This is a genomic window from Butyrivibrio sp. X503 (assembly GCF_003625475.1).
Lineage (GTDB): Bacteria > Bacillota > Clostridia > Lachnospirales > Lachnospiraceae > Butyrivibrio.
On the sequence record NZ_RAIQ01000002.1, the window covers coordinates 307,532 to 324,855 of the forward strand.

Here is a 17,324-nt window from a genome sequence, read left to right on the forward strand (position 1 = left end):
ATCCCCCTCTTTGTTAGTATGAAGAACTAAGTGGATTGTAGATCTTGATCTCTACTCTTCTGTTGCGGGCGCGTCCCTCATCCGTCGAGTTGTCGGCGATCGGGTTATACTCTCCGCGTCCCGTATGTATCAGATTGGCCGGGTCAAGATTGGTATTCTCACAAAGATAATAGAATACCGAAAGAGCTCTTCCCGAACTAAGTTCATCATTATTGGAATACTTGCCGCCGGAAGTCATGGGAACATTATCCGTATGTCCTTCAATCTCGATCGTGCCACCGGCGTAAGTCTCAAGTATCTGACCAAGCTTGTCTATAACAGGGATTGCATCCTCTTTAAGATAGGTCTTACCTGAATCAAAAAGGATCGAACCCTGAATTGTAAGCTGTACATATTGGCTTGTGTAATTAAGATCGACATCGTTCTGGATCTGTTCTTCTTCCAGAGCCTTCTCGATCTCTTCGGCAAGCTCCATCGATGCTTCAAGCTGTTCCTCTTCAGCAGCCTCAAGAAGCGCATCCTCATCCATATCTCCGATGTTGGCTTCTTCCTGATCGGAATCATCTCCGCTCTGTGCCAGACCCATTGAAGTAATATAACTTGAAAGCTCTGTGAGCTGTGAAACACCGTCACCTATAAGGGCACCCTGACCGATTGCCATCTCACCGCCTTGGAAAATACCGAATGCGGTACTAAACGAAGCGGCTACTTCTTCGAACTTAGCTGCATCCATGGTAGACATGGAAAAAAGCAAAACGAAGAAGCACAAAAGAAGGTTCATGAGGTCGCCGAATGTCGCGGTCCAGGCCGGTGCGCCGGGTTTTACTTCTTCCGCTTTCTTTGCCATTACTCAGCTCCTCCCTCAGCGCCACCACCGCCGTTGTCAGCCTCATAAGCTGCTCTGTCAGCGGGTGAAAGGAATGATTTAAGCTTCTCTTCAGTAACACGGGGGTTCTCACCTGCCTGAATGGAAAGGAGACCCTCGATTACTATACTCTTTGACATATATTCAGCATTACTTCTGGCTTTAAGCTTAGAAGATGCAGGGAAACAGAACCAGTTCGCAAGAACGGAACCATAGAGTGTTGTGATAAGAGCGGTCGCCATTGAAGGACCGATCTTGGAAGCATCACTCATATCATTAAGCATGTTAACGAGTCCGATAAGGGTACCGATCATACCCCAGGCAGGACCCTGTGCTGCGATATCTTCGAACACAGAATAATTGGCTTTATGTCTGTCCGACATGGAATCAATTTCAGCCTCAAGGATACTCTTAACAAGCTCCGGCTCTGTACCGTCGACAATAAGCATTACACCTTTTTTCATAAAAGGATCGTCTAAAGCACCCGCAGCTTCTTCAAGAGCAAGAAGACCTTCTTTTCTGGCTGTATTGGAAAGATCGATGATCTGCTTGATGACACCCTTTGTGTCACTCGCACTCACCTTAAAGATCATAAGATAACTTTTTAAAGCCCCAACATATTCAGGAATACTTCTTGATGCCAAAACCGCCATATTCGATCCACCGATCGTGATAAGGACTGACGGAATATCCAAGAAGTTACCTACTGTCTGAATACCACCGGATGTCATAATACCCAGCAGCATCAGAAAAGCACCCATTGCTACACCGATAATTGACGCAATATCCACAGCATTTACCCCTCATCTGAAAAAATTTTAATGTCCACCGTTGATCTTAGTGTATATTTCTTCAAGCTTCTCTTTGACAAGAAGCTTGCGTCCGGTCGTTAGTATGATAACAGTATCCGGATTGGCTTCCACGCTCTCAATAGCCGCCGGATTTATAAGTATCTTTCTAGTATCAAGTTTGGTAAGCTCGATGATACCTGTATTCATAGCGCCTTTCGCAACAAAATTTCATTCTGAGATGAAATTTTAGTATAAAAATTGAAATTTTATTTCCAGATATTAATATTTTACCACTTTTCGCCTTCAAAATCTCGCATTTACGTTCATAAGCAAGCGTATTTTGAAACAGAATTTCAAAAATCGAAACATTTGTTGAAATTTTATTTTATTATAAAACTATGTTATTTCGTATCTTTTTATCCTCACTTACAAAAAGACATAGTACTACATATTGTGGTATTTTATTTATTGTAACACATTTTTTGGTATAGTACAGCATTAATTCAAAAAGAAACCCCACTTCCGACAGAAAAGTGGGGTTTCGAAAGCTTTGCCTATGAAATTTATTACCTGACTTACTGCTTATCTCTTAAGGTTTGTAAGCTCCTCAAGAAGTGTATCGGATACTGTGATGATACGGCTGTTAGCCTGGAATCCACGCTGTGTTGTGATCATCTCTGTAAACTGCTGTGAAAGATCAACGTTGGACATTTCGAGTACGCCGGTATTCATGTAACCACCGTCGGTTGTGATATCCTGGATTGTAGCCTCACCTGAGTTAAGCGTTGAAGCATAAAGGTTATCACCTTCCTTGGAAAGACCTGATGCATTGGCAAACTCAGCACTGGCGATCTGTCCGAGAAGCTTGGTCTGTCCGTTTGAATATGTAGCAAAGATACGTCCGTCTGTTCCTACGTTTACACCGTTCATCTCACCAACCATACGACCTGTGTTTAGGTTAGAGAGATCGCCTTTATTGGCCTTAATAGTTGAAGAGCCGTGTGTGTTCTGGTTAGTAAGTGTTGTAAAGTCAACAGAGATTGTAAACGCTCTCTCAAGTTCAGCTGCATTGTTGGGAGATGCCTGGAAGCCGAAAGGCTCGAGTCCGGGATATCCCTGTCCGAAGGTAATATTAACCTTGGAATTCTTATCGTTGTCGGCAGATGCTATTGTTCCGTCATCAGCATTGAACTTAAGCTGAATTGTGTGCTTACCTGTTGTAAGTGAGATCTGTCCGTATGTAGCAGAGCCGGGTGTATTGTCGATTGTGTATGTTCCGTCAATTCCGTATGCTCTTGCCATCTCATCGGTAATTCCGTATACCTTAGAAAGGACTCCTGCGTACTTTCCTGCAGAATCATCTGTTGTTCTTGCCTTTTCAAGAAGGTCTGAGATATTTCCTGTTGTAGGAACATCTACATAAGCCTTACTTGTCTTATATCTGAACTTTCCGTCGCCGGTTGATTCGAACATTCCCTGTCCCGAATACTCTCCTACAAGAGGATTGGGTGTTCCGTTCTCATAATGAGAAATCTTGATTCCGCCGGTCTTCTTATCAATTGATAATGTATACTCAACTCCGTCTGTAAGAGTGCTTACATCAATACCGAATACATTGCTGATGAAATCGCTCTTCATATTGTCTGTTGCAGAATCCTTATTAACTACTCTCTCAAGCTTATCTTCAGGACAATAATATGATTTGCCGAATGTCTGAACACTCGTATATACATAAGCGGGTGTTGCTGATTTATACTTGCTTACATCGGCAGTTCCGGATGCAACAGCCTTATTCTCAAAAGTTACGCCTGCTGAAGGATAATCATGTGTATCTGTAGATGTTGTTGTATAACCAACATTAAATCCGGTTGTTCCGGTAACATCGGCAAATTTTATAACAAATGCTGATTTGTTCGAAATTCCGCCAATATTAGCATTTGCATCAATGAGACCCACAATTGCCCGTGCCGCAGCTATAGCATCAGCATCATTAACAGGATCGGCATCAGTTATAAATCCGGTAAGTTGTTCATATGTAGCACCGGTATCCGAATCTGCGATCGGAATAGCTGAAGCAAGATCATAAATTCCCTGTACGTGTTGGGAAAGATCATCATTAAATGTTTCTGTAATATTTGAAGTAGTAGTTGTTGTCTCCTTCAAAGTAAGCTTACCGTTATCATATGTATACTTGAGGTTAGCAAGCTGTGTCGGATCATAAGCGTTGATAACATCAGCCAAAGATGATCCGATTCCACTTGAAGGCTGGAAACCTTCTATTTGGCCAAGTATGTTCGATACAGGAAGAGCATCTGTTGTATTGGTAATACCGGGTGTCTTTCTGAAGATGCTGAGCTTACCGTTTGCTGTAATCTCATATCTGTAATCATCACCGTAAGTCTGATTTATTCCAAATACATCAGAGAGAAGATCTGCAGTAAGATCTTTTGCATCGCTGGGAACTCCTGTAGGAACCTTATAAGCTACATTTCCGTCGAGCTCTGTGTAATACTTAACTGTAGTATTGGGAGTTCTGAAATCAATATTGCTGAACTTATTTGTGCTGAATCCGATTGTCTCATCTGAAGAATCAGGATTAGGGAAATCAGATACAACGCTTCTGATAGTAAGCTCTCCGCTTGAATCTATTGTGTACTGGGCTGTCTCCCATCCCTCCTGATACTGAGCCTTAATGGCATCATCAGATAAACCGTATGCATTTGATAAAAGGTTAGCATAAGGTGATCCGCCTGCTGTCTCGGCAGACATAAGGTTCTTAAGGCTTCCTGTAGCGGGTACGTTATCAAACTTAACGTCACCGTCAGCCTTATTTATTGTAATATGAGCAGAATCTGTTCCTGCGATAATGCTGTAATTAGGTTCTGTTTTATTGGGCTGGGATGTTCTCTGAGCACCCTCAGCATTACCGAATGTGATCTGGCTCATGAGATCATACTTGTTCTCATTCTCGTTGATAGACTTTCCGTTTGAATCAAGAATGTCTGTAAGAGTAAGTGCATACATATGCTCATCCTCGGGCTTTGTATCCTTAAGGATGAACTTACCTGTGTAGAGGTAACCCTTATTATCGTAAAACTCAAGTGTGATTGTCTTACCGTCATCAGATACTACGTTTGAATCCTTAGCATCGATGTTTCCGCTGAAGAGTGCTGCAGTTGTTGAAGCAGGTGCATATGTGTAGTTAGCTGCACTCATGATCTGAAGACCTGTGAGAGTTCCTTTATTGATAGTGATCTCACCTGTCTCACGATCCTCTTTTGCTGCCCATCCCTGAACAAGGTATCCGTTAGACTGCATTGCAAGGTTACCTGCACCGTCTACGTAGAAAGAACCGTCTCTTGTATAGAGGTTCGAAGTTCCGTTATTAACAACAAAGAACGACTCACCTGTGATCATGATATCAAAGGGGTTATTTGTTGTCTGAGTTGCGCCCTGCGCTGTAATTGCTGTGTTGATCGCTCCGGATTTAGCACCAAGACCGATCTGACGAGCGTTTACACCACCCTTAGTCTCAGTAGCGCCGGATGCAGTCTGTGTTGTCTGATACATAAGATCAGAGAATGTGATTGACTGAGATTTGAAAGAAGTTGTGTTAACGTTGGCGATATTGTTACCAATAACGTCCATTTTGGTCTGGTGGGTCTTAAGTCCAGCTACACCGGAATACAAAGATCTCATCATAAGGCAAAGTCCTCCATCATAAATAAATAAAAAGGTTATTAAATTGGATGTTGGACGGCTTATAGTGATTTTTAGGATGCTTCCTTCTGTCGGTCGGGAAGCTGAGATTTCCTGACGGCAAGGCACTTCAGGCTCATTACCGCTTCGGTCCAATCTGCTTATACAATCACTGCACCGTCAATGTTAGTAAATACGTTGTTCTTGTTTTCTGTCTGATCCATTGCTGTCACTACCGTGTTGTTGGGAACATTCACTATGAACGCAAGCTCATCAACCAGAATAAGAGATTCCTTGATGCCTTTCTCTCCGGCTTCAATCTTGCCCTGATTAAGTCTCTGCATCTGTTCAGTTGAAAGTTCAATGTTTCTGTCGTTAAGTCTGTTCACGGCATGCTTAGAAAACTTAAGGTCCTCCGTGCTATAACTTTTATCGGCAGATTCCTTAACTTTATTTAGAACAGATGCAAAAGAATTTTCACCTGCGGGAATATTCTGTTTATTCTTATCATCCTTGGGGAGATTTCCGGTTAAATATTGGTCTTTAACCTGCCCTATGGATAAGAACTGACGATTATCCATCATCATGATTTATTCCTCCGCTTTAAAATAATTACTTCTTGGAAACGGTTCTGTGTGTATCACCTCTAAGATCGTCAATCTTGTTGACATAAAGCTGAAGAGCATCCTTATAATCCTCTTCAACGACCTGTTTGGTTGCGGAATCAAGTTCCATATAGTAATTGTAAAGATTGTCGATCTTTTTACCGTGATCTTCAAGATTTACATCATCTGAGCTGCCGGGAAGGCTCTTAATTCCTTCTTCAAACTCTCCCAATGCCTCATTGAGTTCATCTACTCTCTTCTTATACTGAGTAAGAGCTGTCACATAATCCTTATCAATGAAGTTCTTGGTCTTGTCATCAAGATTATCATAGTAGTCATACATAGTAAGTATCTTCTCACCATGCTCGCCAAGGCTGATAAGGTCGAGAGTTCTGGGAAGAGAGTCAATATTCTTCTGAAGGTCTTCAACAACCTTGAGAGTATTGACATACTCACTGTTAAGAACCTCTGTGACATCATCGATGCTGTAATTGTTGCCGTCGATAGTAAGGTAAGCCTTATTTCCGCTATAAGTAACCATATCAACAACGCCCTGAACCTCAGATGTCTTACCTGTCTCAGCATTGGTCTGCTTGATAGTAACCGTTTTTCCTACCATTTCAGATGCACGGGACATGCTCATGGCATTAGCCATATTATTAAGCTGCTCAACCTGAGAAAATGTCGCATACTGTGAAATATACTCAGTATTGGATGTAGGCTCCATGGGATCCTGATACTTCATCTGAGCTACAAGGATCTTAAGAAAAGAATCCTTGTCATAGCCTGAAGCTGTATTCATATCCTTAGAAGCTTTTTTGGTATCCAGATTTTCTACCTTACCATCCTTGATAACGGCGCTTACAGGATTAATATTATTATCTGCCATAATTCCCTCTTTCTATAAGCTTTAGCTTATGCACTGAAATCAACGGTATTTCCGTTCATTGCCATCATCTGAGCTTGAAGCTTTTCTTCTTCCTCGAGGCTTTCATCGATATCCTTTATCTCCGAAAGATTGATCCTGCGAAGGCTCTTTTTATTCTTGGGATCCTCACCGGGTGCTTCCTTCTGATTGCCTTCATCGAGGTTTTGCTCAAATCCGTGACTAGCTATTGTAACTTCAACGCTTGTAACCTTGATTCCCTTCTCTTCGAATTTCTGCTGAAGCATTACCAGCTGACTCTCAACCGCTTCCTTTACGATCTCGTTCTGTGCTGCGAACTTAGCTACGATTCCGTCCTTGGTGCTTGTAAGATGAACACTTACATTACCGAGACTTGCCGGATGAAGAGAAAGTTCCATTGATGTGACGTCTTCCTTGGATGTGATGGTTATCTTCTCGGTTATCTGTCTGATAACGTTCTCCATCTGAGCTCTCTGCTCATAAACTTCCGTGTTGATCACATCAAAATCCGTTGTAATTGTATCCGTGACATTTTTAATAAAGGTATTAAAAATATTCTCCGGTGTAGCCTGCTTGTTCAGGCTGCTTTCACTATTATTTTGCTCTGTTTCATGGGAAATTTCGATAGGCTTAAAGTCGTGATCGACATCCTCTTCGAAGCTTACCTTAACGGTTTCTTTTGCCTTAACCTTGAATAAGACTTCGTTGTCTTGTTTAGGCTCTTCCGTGAGTGGAACCGTTACTGCTTCTGATTCTTTCTTGTTATCGACTTTAATTTTTTCAGAAAATTCCTCATGAGTAATGCCTATAGCCTCTTGTAAATCTTCCTCAGTTAAGTCGAACTCCTTCATGAGCTCACTTCCCATACTATCCGCATCCTCTATGAGGTCCTGCAATGATGTATAAAGGTCTGAGTCTGTGATAAGATCAAGGGCTGTTTCGTTAGAAGTTGATACCAAAACGACTTGCTGTATGTTGCCGGGTATAAGTAGATCGGCCGGTGTAAGTCCAAGCATCTGCATAGCGTTTACAATATCATCTTCAGACATTTCAAGCTCTTTAGCCATTTCCGTGATAAGCATTCTGCCATCTTCGTCAATAGCTTCCTGCAGCTCTTTTGAAGCCTCCTTGCCTTGTGCTCCGTCATCCGTTTCCTTAACGATATTGTTGTCAGTCTTTTCTGCGGAAACATTCGTTTCTTCGTTAAGGCCATTCGCATTCTCATCAGCTGCTGTCTTGGTCTGTTCCAATGAAGATGCGTTTTCCTTAGGCTGTGCCGATACATCCTTTGTATCTTGCTTAAGTTGTCCAAGGTCTTTACCGGTATCACCGGTCTTGGTGTTCATAACAGTCTCGGAAACCTTTCCCAAGATGTTCTCAAAGCTAGCTCCTGCCTTGGCATCTGTCTGCCTAAGATCGGATATTGCGGAAACATTTGCGGCTGCAGTGCTCTGTGCCAGGATAGGCATTACGCTGTTGATCGCGTTTGCTGCACTGCTCATTAAATGTCCTCCTTCCGATATTAACTTTTGTGCATAAACATACTTATACACTTTCAGTTTGTATATCGGAGTTTTTAATCCAAACTTTAGAGAAAAAACAAACTTTTTACGGAAATTATCCCGTAACCTGAGTGGATTTTTTCTCCAAAGCACCGGGCTCAAGAAGCTGAGTAAGTTTGGCTGCGTTGGGTTTTTCCATCTGAGCGAGGATATCGCCTCTGTTTTCCACGCTCATCTGAGCCAAAATACGTGCTACAAGCTGGATCTGATTCTCTGCCACCATCTCATCAAAGATCTTTGCTGCCTGCTTGGCCTTCATTCCGGAATATGTTGTGGCAAAAGCTTTTATAGCGGCTTCATCAAGGTCACCCTGCTTGATCTCTTTATAAATACGTGCAGCGTCATCGGGATTGATGGTCTCAAACCACTTCTGATACACATCGGGACTCGGAGAGTTCTCTCCGTTGACCATCTCCTCGTAGAATTGTTTACGCTGTTCATAAAATACTTTTTGTTGTTGTTCAAAAGGCTCGAGTCTGGCTACTTCGGTTTTAAGCTTTTCTATTTCGGAAGCATACTCGCTATTTTGCTCCATTTCATCCTGAAGAGCCTTCTCAAGTCTCTTTATATAGGCATTTGCCTGCTCCATGGTACTTATAGAGCTTGAATCATCAACGGATACATCGGAAGATGAAGAATCCGGAAGCGAAATCACATTAATGCTGTCGTCTTTATCAAGCGCTTCATCGGGAAGGATAAGATTAAGATAAGGGATGTCTTTGATCAAAGGAGCAAGTACATCTGTGCCGAAGCCTCCGACATTAAGCTTTATCAAAAGACCCATTATGGCAATCCAAATAAGAATGATCAGGAAAGTAATGACCAAAGTTGCAAGTCCGCCGGCATCATCACCACTTAGATCGGCTGCTCTGTCGGCAAACTCTTTTTCTTTTTCACGCTGCTCTTTTCTCTGCTCACGTAGATGCTTTCTGTATTCTTTTTTATCGGCCTTCAGCTTGGCCTTTGCCTCTTTGGGATCTTCAAAAGGCGGCATAATCAAATTGGTATCTGCCATGATCAGTTATTCTCCTGTTGTCTCTGCCCGTAAGTAAAACTGGTTCTCTGGTCGTTCTCTTTGGCTTCTTCCTGCTTTTCCTCCTCGAGAAATTCGGCGTAAGCTCTTTCTCTCAAGGTTTCCTGCATCTTTCTTTCCTGAATGGCGCGCGTAAGTCTGACGCGAACCTTCTCAACCTCTGCTTCATGCTGCTGAACGATCTTATACTGAGAAGCGATCATAACGTCCATCTGCGCAGTCGCATATTGGTTATCGAGAATATCCTGAAGAGGGAGTGTCTCTTTGTTTCTTAGTTCCTCGGCCTCAATAAGATAATTCTCTTTTCTCCTGATATATTCATCCAAAATATCATATTGCCTGTTAAGCTCGGCCTGAGCGGCAGCAAATTCCATTTTGATCTGCCCTTCGGTCTTTTGCTTGATATTAAGGACGCTTTGCATTCGATAGACAAATCTCGCCATAATCTACCACATAATCCATATCAATCAGCAAAAATGCTCAATAGCATATCTCTGATCTGCTCAAAAGTAAATTTTTCATCCGTTTCCTGCATAAGGAACTCGTTTACGCGCTCAATCTTGGAAACGGCATAATCGATATTCTTATTCGCGCCCGCCCTGTATGCTCCGATATTTATAAGATCCTCGGCGTCATTATATGTCGCAAGAACATTCTTAAGCTTTCCTGCAGCTTTTTTATGCTCGGGATCAGCAATGGCAGACATACATCTCGAGATACTGGCAAGAACGTCAATCGCAGGATAATGGTTCTTTTGCGCAAGCTTTCTGTTAAGAACGATGTGTCCGTCCAAAATACCTCTGGCTGTATCGGTGATGGGTTCATTCATATCATCACCATCAACAAGCACTGTATACAAACCTGTTATAGAGCCTTTTCTTGATCGGCCTGCTCTCTCAAGGAGCTTAGGCATCTCAGCGTATACACTTGGCGGATAACCTCTGGATACGGGAGGCTCGCCGCTCGCAAGTCCGATTTCTCTCTGTGCCATGGAGAAACGGGTAAGCGAATCCATCATAAGAAGGACATCTTTGCCCTTGTCTCTGAAATACTCAGCGATTGAAGTTGCCGTCTTGGCGGCTTTAAGTCTCTCAAGAGCAGGTTTGTCGGAAGTCGCACATACAACAATTGACCTCTTCATACCTTCTTCTCCGAGGTCTCTTTCTATGAATTCCCTGACTTCCCTTCCACGCTCTCCGATAAGTGCGATAACATTTATATCAGCCTGGGTATTTCTTGCAAACATTCCGAGCAGTGTACTCTTTCCGACACCGGAACCCGCAAAAATACCGATACGCTGTCCCTTTCCGACCGTAAGAAGACCGTCAACGGCCTTTACTCCAAGTGAAAGAACATCAGAAATCGGGTCACGAGTCATTGGATCGGGCGGCTGATTCTCTACAGAATAAGCCACACCGCCCTCCAGTGCGGTTCCTTTTCCAAAGCTTGTTCCGTCAATCCTTCCGAGTCCATCGAGAGTCTTACCCAGAAGCCCCTCTCCGACATTTACTCTGAGCGGTGAATCGGTATTCTCTACGATGCTTCCGTTTCCGATTCCGCTGGTATTTTCATAGGGCATAAGCTGAACATGGTTATCTTTAAAGCCCACAACTTCAGCCATAGCCGGTCTTGCGACATGTTCGGTCGCAGATTCATTGTCTTTTTTCTTAGGATAAATAAGACAGATGTCACCAAGCTTAGCATCGGGACCCGCAGACTCAATGGTAAGTCCGATAACATTGACGACCTTACCTCTCATGCGATAAAAAGGCGCGGTCTGCATCTTTTTATATTTTGAAAAATCAATAGACGATGTAAGCATAGGCATTTCCTTCTTTTATCTTTTCTTTCTGTCAAAAGAAAGAAGCTTAAGCTTCCTTGATATTTCTTTAAGCTCAACACCGAGACTGCAATCAAAAACGCCGCTGTCGGATTCGATCATGCACTCGTTTTCTTTCAATAAAGGATCCTCAATGATCTCCATTGTTGTGGTCGGTGATGTAATGCACGCATCGAGAGACTCCTTGTGATCCATAATCTCATCGTAGTCATCAGAAGATATATGAACGATAAGATCATTTCCCGGCTCGATACGTCCAAGCGTACTCTTAAGAAGATGAAGTATGATTCCCTTATCTTCTCTTAAATCAATGTCAAAAACATGCTCATAAATCTGTGTAAGAACATCAACCATTTCAGGCTCAAGTTCATCGACAAGCTGTTGATATTCTTTATCAAGCTCCTGTTTGTGGGCTTCAGCTTCCTGTTTAATTGCTTCCGCTTCGGCTACACCTTCACTGTATCCGGCATTATAGCCTTCCGTGCGACCTTCTTCAATAGCCTGATTTCTGATATTATCGGCCTGCGCGTTGGCATTTTCGATGATCATGTCAGCCTGTTCCTGTGCCTGTTGCAATTTAAGATCAATCTCAGCCTGCATAGCCTCCATATCGAATTGTGGGTCAGGAAAAGAACCAAGCATGCTCTGATCTTCCGTGAGTTGAGTAAGTTGGTTCATATCTATTCCGGGTGTGAATTCTTCAGGAGCGCCCTCTTCTTCAAAGCCCTCTTCTGTTGCCATCTGAGCTCTCTGACGTCTTATTTCCTGCTCCTGAAATTCTTCTATTTTTTTGTTTGCAAGTTCGTTATTGTCAATTATGCGAGCTTCGCCTTGATCAAAACTGACATAACCGGCTTTAAAAAGATTAGACAACTAGCTCATCACCTCCGCCTCTGGAGATTACGATTTCGCCGGAATCTTCAAGCTTTCTGATTACATTAACGATCTTCTGCTGTGCTTCTTCAACATCCTTCATACGAACAGGGCCCATGAAGTCCATGTCCTCTTTGATCATTGCAGCAAGACGCTTGGACAGATTGTTAAAGATAGCATTCTGAACCTGTTCGGTAGCACCCTTACAAGCAAGAGCAAGGTCGCTGTTCTCAACTTCACGCAGCACTCTCTGAATAGAACGGTCGTCCAAAAGAAGAACGTCCTCGAATACGAACATCTTCTTTCTGATCTCGTCGGCAAGCTCGGGCTCTTCGATCTCGAGAGTCTCCATGATATGCTTCTCCGTTGCACGGTCTACAGTATTCAAGATCTCTACAACAGCATCTACGCCGCCGATGATCGTATAATCCTGATTTACCAAAGAAGACAGCTTGGATTCCAACACTTTTTCCACTTCCTTTATGGTATCCGGACTTGTTCTGTCCATGGTCGCAATTCTCTTGGCAACATCAGCCTGTCTGTCGGGAGGAAGGGCCGAAAGAATAAGCGATGAGTGTGAAGGTGACATGTATGACAAAATCAGAGCAATAGTCTGCGGATGCTCATCCTGAATAAAGGTAAGTATCTGAGACGGCTCGGTCTTTCTGATAAACTCGAAAGGCTTAACCTGAAGTGAAGCGGTAAGCTTACTGATAACGTCAAGAGCCTTGTCTTCACCGAGGGCTTTTTCAAGAAGCTCTTTGGCGTAGTTGATACCGCCTTCCGCAATATACTGCTGTGCAAGGCAAACACCGTAAAACTCTTCTAAGATTGCCTCCTTGATCTGCGATGTTACGCTTCTAGTATTGGCAATCTCAAGAGTAAGCTCCTCAATTTCCTCTTCCTTGAGATGTTTGAATATGGCGGATGACTTCTCGGGCCCTAGAGCTATAAGAAGTATTGCCGCTTTTTGTGTGCCGGTAAAATCCGCAGTTAACGGATTCGTTCCTCTCATCCCAGCGTCCATAGTTCTACCTCTTGAAATATTATTTGGTAATAACTCAAATTATCATTAAAACTTAGCCAAAGTCTTCATTTAGCCAGTTACGCAGAAGTGTCGCAACGGCTTCGGGATTCTCATCAACAAACTTATCGATAAGCCTCTTGGTCTCTGATCCCGTATCGATCTCAATATCCTCAAGCACTTCCTCCGGGGGCTGTGACTCAAGAAGAGATTCAACCGAAAGAGGCTCGGGCTCCGGTTCTTCCTCAGTCTTTCTTGCAGTCCACATACTCCTAAGGATTATGAATGCAAGAAGTCCGAGAATAATGAGTATCATCACAATCTGAAGAATATCCGTAAGTGTGATCTTGGATCCTGTTCTGTCAAAGAATACATACTCATTATTGGCAGTCATTGCCACGTTTTCCTGCGGAATACCTGTTGCCTTGGATACAACATTGATCATATCTTCGGGTACTTCAGCGGAAATAGGCTCCTTATTGGCGAGCTTAAACTCATTCCATGTCATGTTCTCGTTTTCGGCAGGCTTGTAATCCTCCTCTTTCATGACAATATAGTTTATAGCCGTAACAGAGATCGATGAATCGGAATACTTAATCTCACCCGGCTGATTGGTCCTTGTTGTTATCTTCTCGTTGGGAAGATAATCTCTGGATTCCTCGTTAATATTGGAGCTTGAATTGTTATTATCCTGAGTTACGTATGTGGTCTCATCATCGGCGTTTGTATCAGTTCCGGGAATACCGCTGATACCGTTGACATTTTCAGCGGTGTATATATCCTCATGACTGAGAACACCCTGAGTCTGATCCTCAGCGGGTGTATAAGTATGGTCAACAGTCTCCTCATGAGAAAAATCCATCACAAGATTGCTTGCGACCTCAATATCATCATAAAGCTTGGTCCCAAGCAAAACCTTCTTAACTTCATTTTTTACAAGCTGCTCTGCCTTAGCTTTAACCGACAGCTGTGTGCTTGCCATACCGGAAGTGGTTGTATCCTCATCTCCGGAAAACAGCATGTTGCCGTTAGTATCAAGAATGACAATATTCTGGGTATTGTCATTGCCGATGGCCTTTGCAACGGCCTTGGCTAAAAATGCAGCGTTATCTTCGGAAAAATCGACTCCGTCCGCCATCTCCAAAAGTATGCTCGCAGATGCCTGTTCTTTATTTCCGATAAGCGTTCCGTCGTTATCGGGAATATGAAGATTGACATTGGCACTCTTTATCGCACTGAACTTCTGGATAAAGTCAGACTCAAGCCTACTTTCCAGATACAATACATATTTCTTTTGTTTGTCTGATTCCGTTGTTGAAAAACTACCGTTTGTGACATTATCGATACTGTAAGCGTATGACTGAATATCATTGGCTCCAAGGAGCAGATTGGCATTGGCCTGATCTTTCTTAAGCACTTTAAATTCCAATCCATCATCGGAAATTTTGTAATTAACGGAGTTTGAATCAAGAAGCTCTTTTATCTCGGAAGCTTCTTTCGTAGAATTGGCGGTAGCCAAAGGAACGTACTGAGGCTGATTAAGTACGGAAACCGTTATGATTATGGTCAGTAATATAACAGAACCCGCCCCAACAACGAGTGTTTTCTGTTTAGCCGTGAATTGGTTCCACCAGTCGAGAATTTTCTGCCACAAGGCCTTAAGTCTGTCAGCCATGTATTCTCCCTCCCCAAAAAACTAAAAATAGATCAAATAAAGCTTAGATCTGCATCTGAGTAAGTTCTCTGTATGCAGCCATAGCTCTGTCTCGGACAGCAGTCGTATATTGAAGCGCCATCTGAGCCTTCTGAAGCGCAATGGAAAGATCGTGAGTGTTGTCGGTCTGACCGAGAGCCCATTTGATCTCCTCATTCTCCGCATCAGATAAATAAGCATTGGTTGTATGTATGTTTTCTACAGCTTTATCAAAGAAAACGGAAAAAGCCTGCTCGTTTCCCTTTTGATCGTCTCCAAGGACGTTATATACTCTGCTGTTAAGCTTCTCAGCATTTCTGATAACAGGTGATGAGACATTTCTAAGCTGTGAAATATCAAGTGATGCCATTTAAATATCCTCCCAAACAGATACTTATCAAACTATCGGTTAAAAAAGATTATGTTGATCATCAGCTCTGGCCGAGCTCAAGTCCTCTCGATGCAATGTTCTTACTTGCGTTAAACGCGGTTGCATTAGCCTCATATGAGCGGCTTGCATCGATAAGGTTGGTCATCTCTGTGACCGTATTGACATTGGGATATGTAACGTAACCGTTCTCATCCGCATCGGGATGTGAAGGATCGTAAACAATATTCATCTGCGTCCAGGTATCATCCTGAACCTTTGTAACCTTAACGCCTCTTCCGGAATAGTGATCCATCTTCTCGTTAAGTATTCTTGAAAACGGAGTCTGTGAGCCTTTCTCGGCAAAGGTAACAACCTTTCTCACATAAGGACTTCCGTTCTTGGTCCTCGTTGTATTGGCATTGGCGATATTTTCGGAGATGATATCCATACGGAATCTCTCAGCCGTCATGCCTGATGAATTGATATTAAAAGAATCAAATATGCTCATACTCTATCCCTCCGTTATGATGACTTCGTTACCATCTGAAGGTTCTTGAACTCTGACTTAATCCCTTCCATAAGTCCCTGATACTTAAGCTGGTTGGCTGCCAAAGTTACGTTCTCGGTATCTATATCGACATTATTCCCATCGGTTCTATATGAGAAATTGGAATAATCATTAACTACTCTCGCCTTAAGATGCTTATCCTTAAGATCGCCGACCTTTTGATCCATGGACCTGTACTTGGAATGGCCCAGAGCTCTTTCAAGCTCGGCTTCAAAATTAAGATCCTGCCTCTTATACCCGGGAGTATTAACATTGGCAATATTATTGGAAATCACTTCATTCCTTGTCCAGGAAGCATCTGCCGCCTTATCAAGGACATTGATGTAATCAAAAACATTGCTGTTTATCATATGCCACCCTCCTCGATACCAAAAATGAACATAATGATAGATACAGTTTTGGTATCATACTTATATTTATAATAGAATTATTTTGTTCAAAATACAAGCAAAATATACTTTATATTGTGCTTGCATTAAAAACTCACTACAAAATATATAAAAAGGATTTATCAAAAGCGATAAATCCTTTCATCAAATTCCATCCTGATATGAATTTGCATATTATGCCAAAAGCCTTATTACATCTCTTGTTTGAGCTTCTTGATCTCGGAGAAAACAACATCGTTCGTGACTTTGATATACGTTCCTTTCATTCCCGAAGATCTTGATTCTATAACACCGGCACTTTCAAACTTACGAAGAGCATTTACGATAACACTTCTTGTTATGCCGACCCTGTCCGCTATCTTACTTGCTACGAGAACGCCCTCCATTCCGTCAAGCTCATCAAATATATGAATGATAGCCTGCATCTCGGAAAAAGAAAGTGTGCTGATCGCTGATTTTACTACGGCAAGCTTTCTGTTCTCTTCCGCATTTTCTTCATTAACCGCTCTGAGCATTTCAAGCCCAACAACGGTAGTTCCGTATTCGCAAAGTATAATGTCATCAATATCGTACGGAACTTTGGTCTTATAAATAAACAATGTTCCCAATCTCTCACCGGCGATCTCTATCGGAGTGATGATTGCCTGAAACTTGGATATATCAAGCTTTTCAAAACCAAGCGTGGCAAGATTTACATTTTCTTTTGTAGAAAGAATGGTAAGAAGCCTCTCGTTAAGCATAGGATCGATAAACTCGCCTACAGTTGCGGCAAACAGTTTACTGAGCGATTCAACGCCAACAGTCTCACCGATTCCGAGAACCTTGCCTTTTTTGCTGATAACAAACATATTCGAAGACAAAATGTCGCACAACACTCTGCAGATATCATTGAATACGACCTTCCCGGAATTGCTATTGTGTAATAGTTTCCCAATCTTACGGGTCTTATCCAAAAGCTGAACACTACTCATTAAAATATCTCCTTTTGTTGTCCAAATAGCGACAATTTATTTAGTACACTATTGTAATCATATCATAAAAAAATAGGCGCTTCAAACGAGAAAGCGCCTACAATTATGAAAAAAAGCTAAAGTTTTCTAAAAAT

17 protein-coding genes are annotated in these 17,324 nt (G+C 42.4%); all 17 read right to left on the reverse strand.

Annotated elements, in window-relative coordinates; translation table 11 throughout:
• Positions 1-13: 13 nt before the first annotated feature.
• Positions 14-847, reverse strand: coding sequence for an OmpA/MotB family protein (locus D6853_RS04305; RefSeq protein ID WP_120656724.1), 834 nt, complete (start codon positions 845-847; stop codon positions 14-16).
• The gene (locus D6853_RS04310) at positions 847-1,656 is read right to left on the reverse strand and encodes a motility protein A (protein ID WP_120656726.1); all 810 of its coding nucleotides are present in this window, start codon (positions 1,654-1,656) and stop codon (positions 847-849) included. The genes D6853_RS04305 and D6853_RS04310 overlap by 1 nt, the downstream gene beginning before the upstream one ends.
• A gap of 27 nt (positions 1,657-1,683) precedes the next feature.
• Positions 1,684-1,863, reverse strand: coding sequence for a flagellar FlbD family protein (locus D6853_RS04315; protein WP_243108292.1), 180 nt, complete (start codon positions 1,861-1,863; stop codon positions 1,684-1,686).
• A gap of 375 nt (positions 1,864-2,238) precedes the next feature.
• Positions 2,239-5,358 (reverse strand): flagellar hook-basal body complex protein, encoded by a 3,120-nt coding sequence (locus tag D6853_RS15465; RefSeq protein WP_243108293.1) that lies wholly within the window; start codon positions 5,356-5,358, stop codon positions 2,239-2,241.
• A 158-nt stretch (positions 5,359-5,516) separates the two neighbouring features.
• Entirely contained in the window at positions 5,517-5,942 is a 426-nt protein-coding gene (locus tag D6853_RS04330; RefSeq protein WP_120656728.1) for a TIGR02530 family flagellar biosynthesis protein, read from the reverse strand.
• A gap of 25 nt (positions 5,943-5,967) precedes the next feature.
• Complete coding sequence (locus D6853_RS04335; RefSeq protein WP_120656730.1) at positions 5,968-6,849, reverse strand: flagellar hook capping FlgD N-terminal domain-containing protein; 882 nt, start codon at positions 6,847-6,849, stop codon at positions 5,968-5,970.
• Positions 6,850-6,875: 26 nt separating this feature from the next.
• A complete protein-coding gene (locus D6853_RS04340; protein WP_120656732.1) occupies positions 6,876-8,369 on the reverse strand; it encodes a flagellar hook-length control protein FliK in 1,494 nt (497 codons plus the stop codon).
• A gap of 115 nt (positions 8,370-8,484) precedes the next feature.
• Positions 8,485-9,444, reverse strand: a complete 960-nt coding sequence (locus tag D6853_RS04345) for a hypothetical protein (RefSeq protein WP_120656734.1) — start codon at positions 9,442-9,444, stop codon at positions 8,485-8,487.
• Positions 9,445-9,446: 2 nt separating this feature from the next.
• Positions 9,447-9,905, reverse strand: a complete 459-nt coding sequence (gene fliJ, locus D6853_RS04350) for a flagellar export protein FliJ (protein WP_120656736.1) — start codon at positions 9,903-9,905, stop codon at positions 9,447-9,449.
• A gap of 20 nt (positions 9,906-9,925) precedes the next feature.
• Complete coding sequence (gene fliI / locus D6853_RS04355) at positions 9,926-11,284, reverse strand: flagellar protein export ATPase FliI (RefSeq protein WP_120656738.1); 1,359 nt, start codon at positions 11,282-11,284, stop codon at positions 9,926-9,928.
• 15 nt (positions 11,285-11,299) lie between these two features.
• The gene (locus D6853_RS04360) at positions 11,300-12,175 is read right to left on the reverse strand and encodes a FliH/SctL family protein (protein WP_120656740.1); all 876 of its coding nucleotides are present in this window, start codon (positions 12,173-12,175) and stop codon (positions 11,300-11,302) included.
• On the reverse strand, positions 12,168-13,202 hold the full coding sequence (fliG, locus tag D6853_RS04365) for a flagellar motor switch protein FliG (protein ID WP_243108294.1): 1,035 nt from the start codon (positions 13,200-13,202) through the stop codon (positions 12,168-12,170). Before fliG ends, D6853_RS04360 begins: the two co-directional genes overlap by 8 nt.
• 52 nt (positions 13,203-13,254) lie before the next feature.
• Positions 13,255-14,874, reverse strand: a complete 1,620-nt coding sequence (gene fliF / locus D6853_RS04370; RefSeq protein ID WP_120656742.1) for a flagellar basal-body MS-ring/collar protein FliF — start codon at positions 14,872-14,874, stop codon at positions 13,255-13,257.
• A gap of 43 nt (positions 14,875-14,917) precedes the next feature.
• On the reverse strand, positions 14,918-15,262 hold the full coding sequence (locus D6853_RS04375) for a flagellar hook-basal body complex protein FliE (protein ID WP_120656744.1): 345 nt from the start codon (positions 15,260-15,262) through the stop codon (positions 14,918-14,920).
• 61 nt (positions 15,263-15,323) lie between these two features.
• Positions 15,324-15,770, reverse strand: a complete 447-nt coding sequence (gene flgC, locus D6853_RS04380; RefSeq protein ID WP_120656746.1) for a flagellar basal body rod protein FlgC — start codon at positions 15,768-15,770, stop codon at positions 15,324-15,326.
• 14 nt (positions 15,771-15,784) lie between these two features.
• On the reverse strand, positions 15,785-16,180 hold the full coding sequence (gene flgB / locus D6853_RS04385; protein WP_120656748.1) for a flagellar basal body rod protein FlgB: 396 nt from the start codon (positions 16,178-16,180) through the stop codon (positions 15,785-15,787).
• A 230-nt stretch (positions 16,181-16,410) separates the two neighbouring features.
• Positions 16,411-17,190 (reverse strand): GTP-sensing pleiotropic transcriptional regulator CodY, encoded by a 780-nt coding sequence (gene codY / locus D6853_RS04390; RefSeq protein WP_120656750.1) that lies wholly within the window; start codon positions 17,188-17,190, stop codon positions 16,411-16,413.
• Positions 17,191-17,324 lie beyond the last annotated feature (134 nt).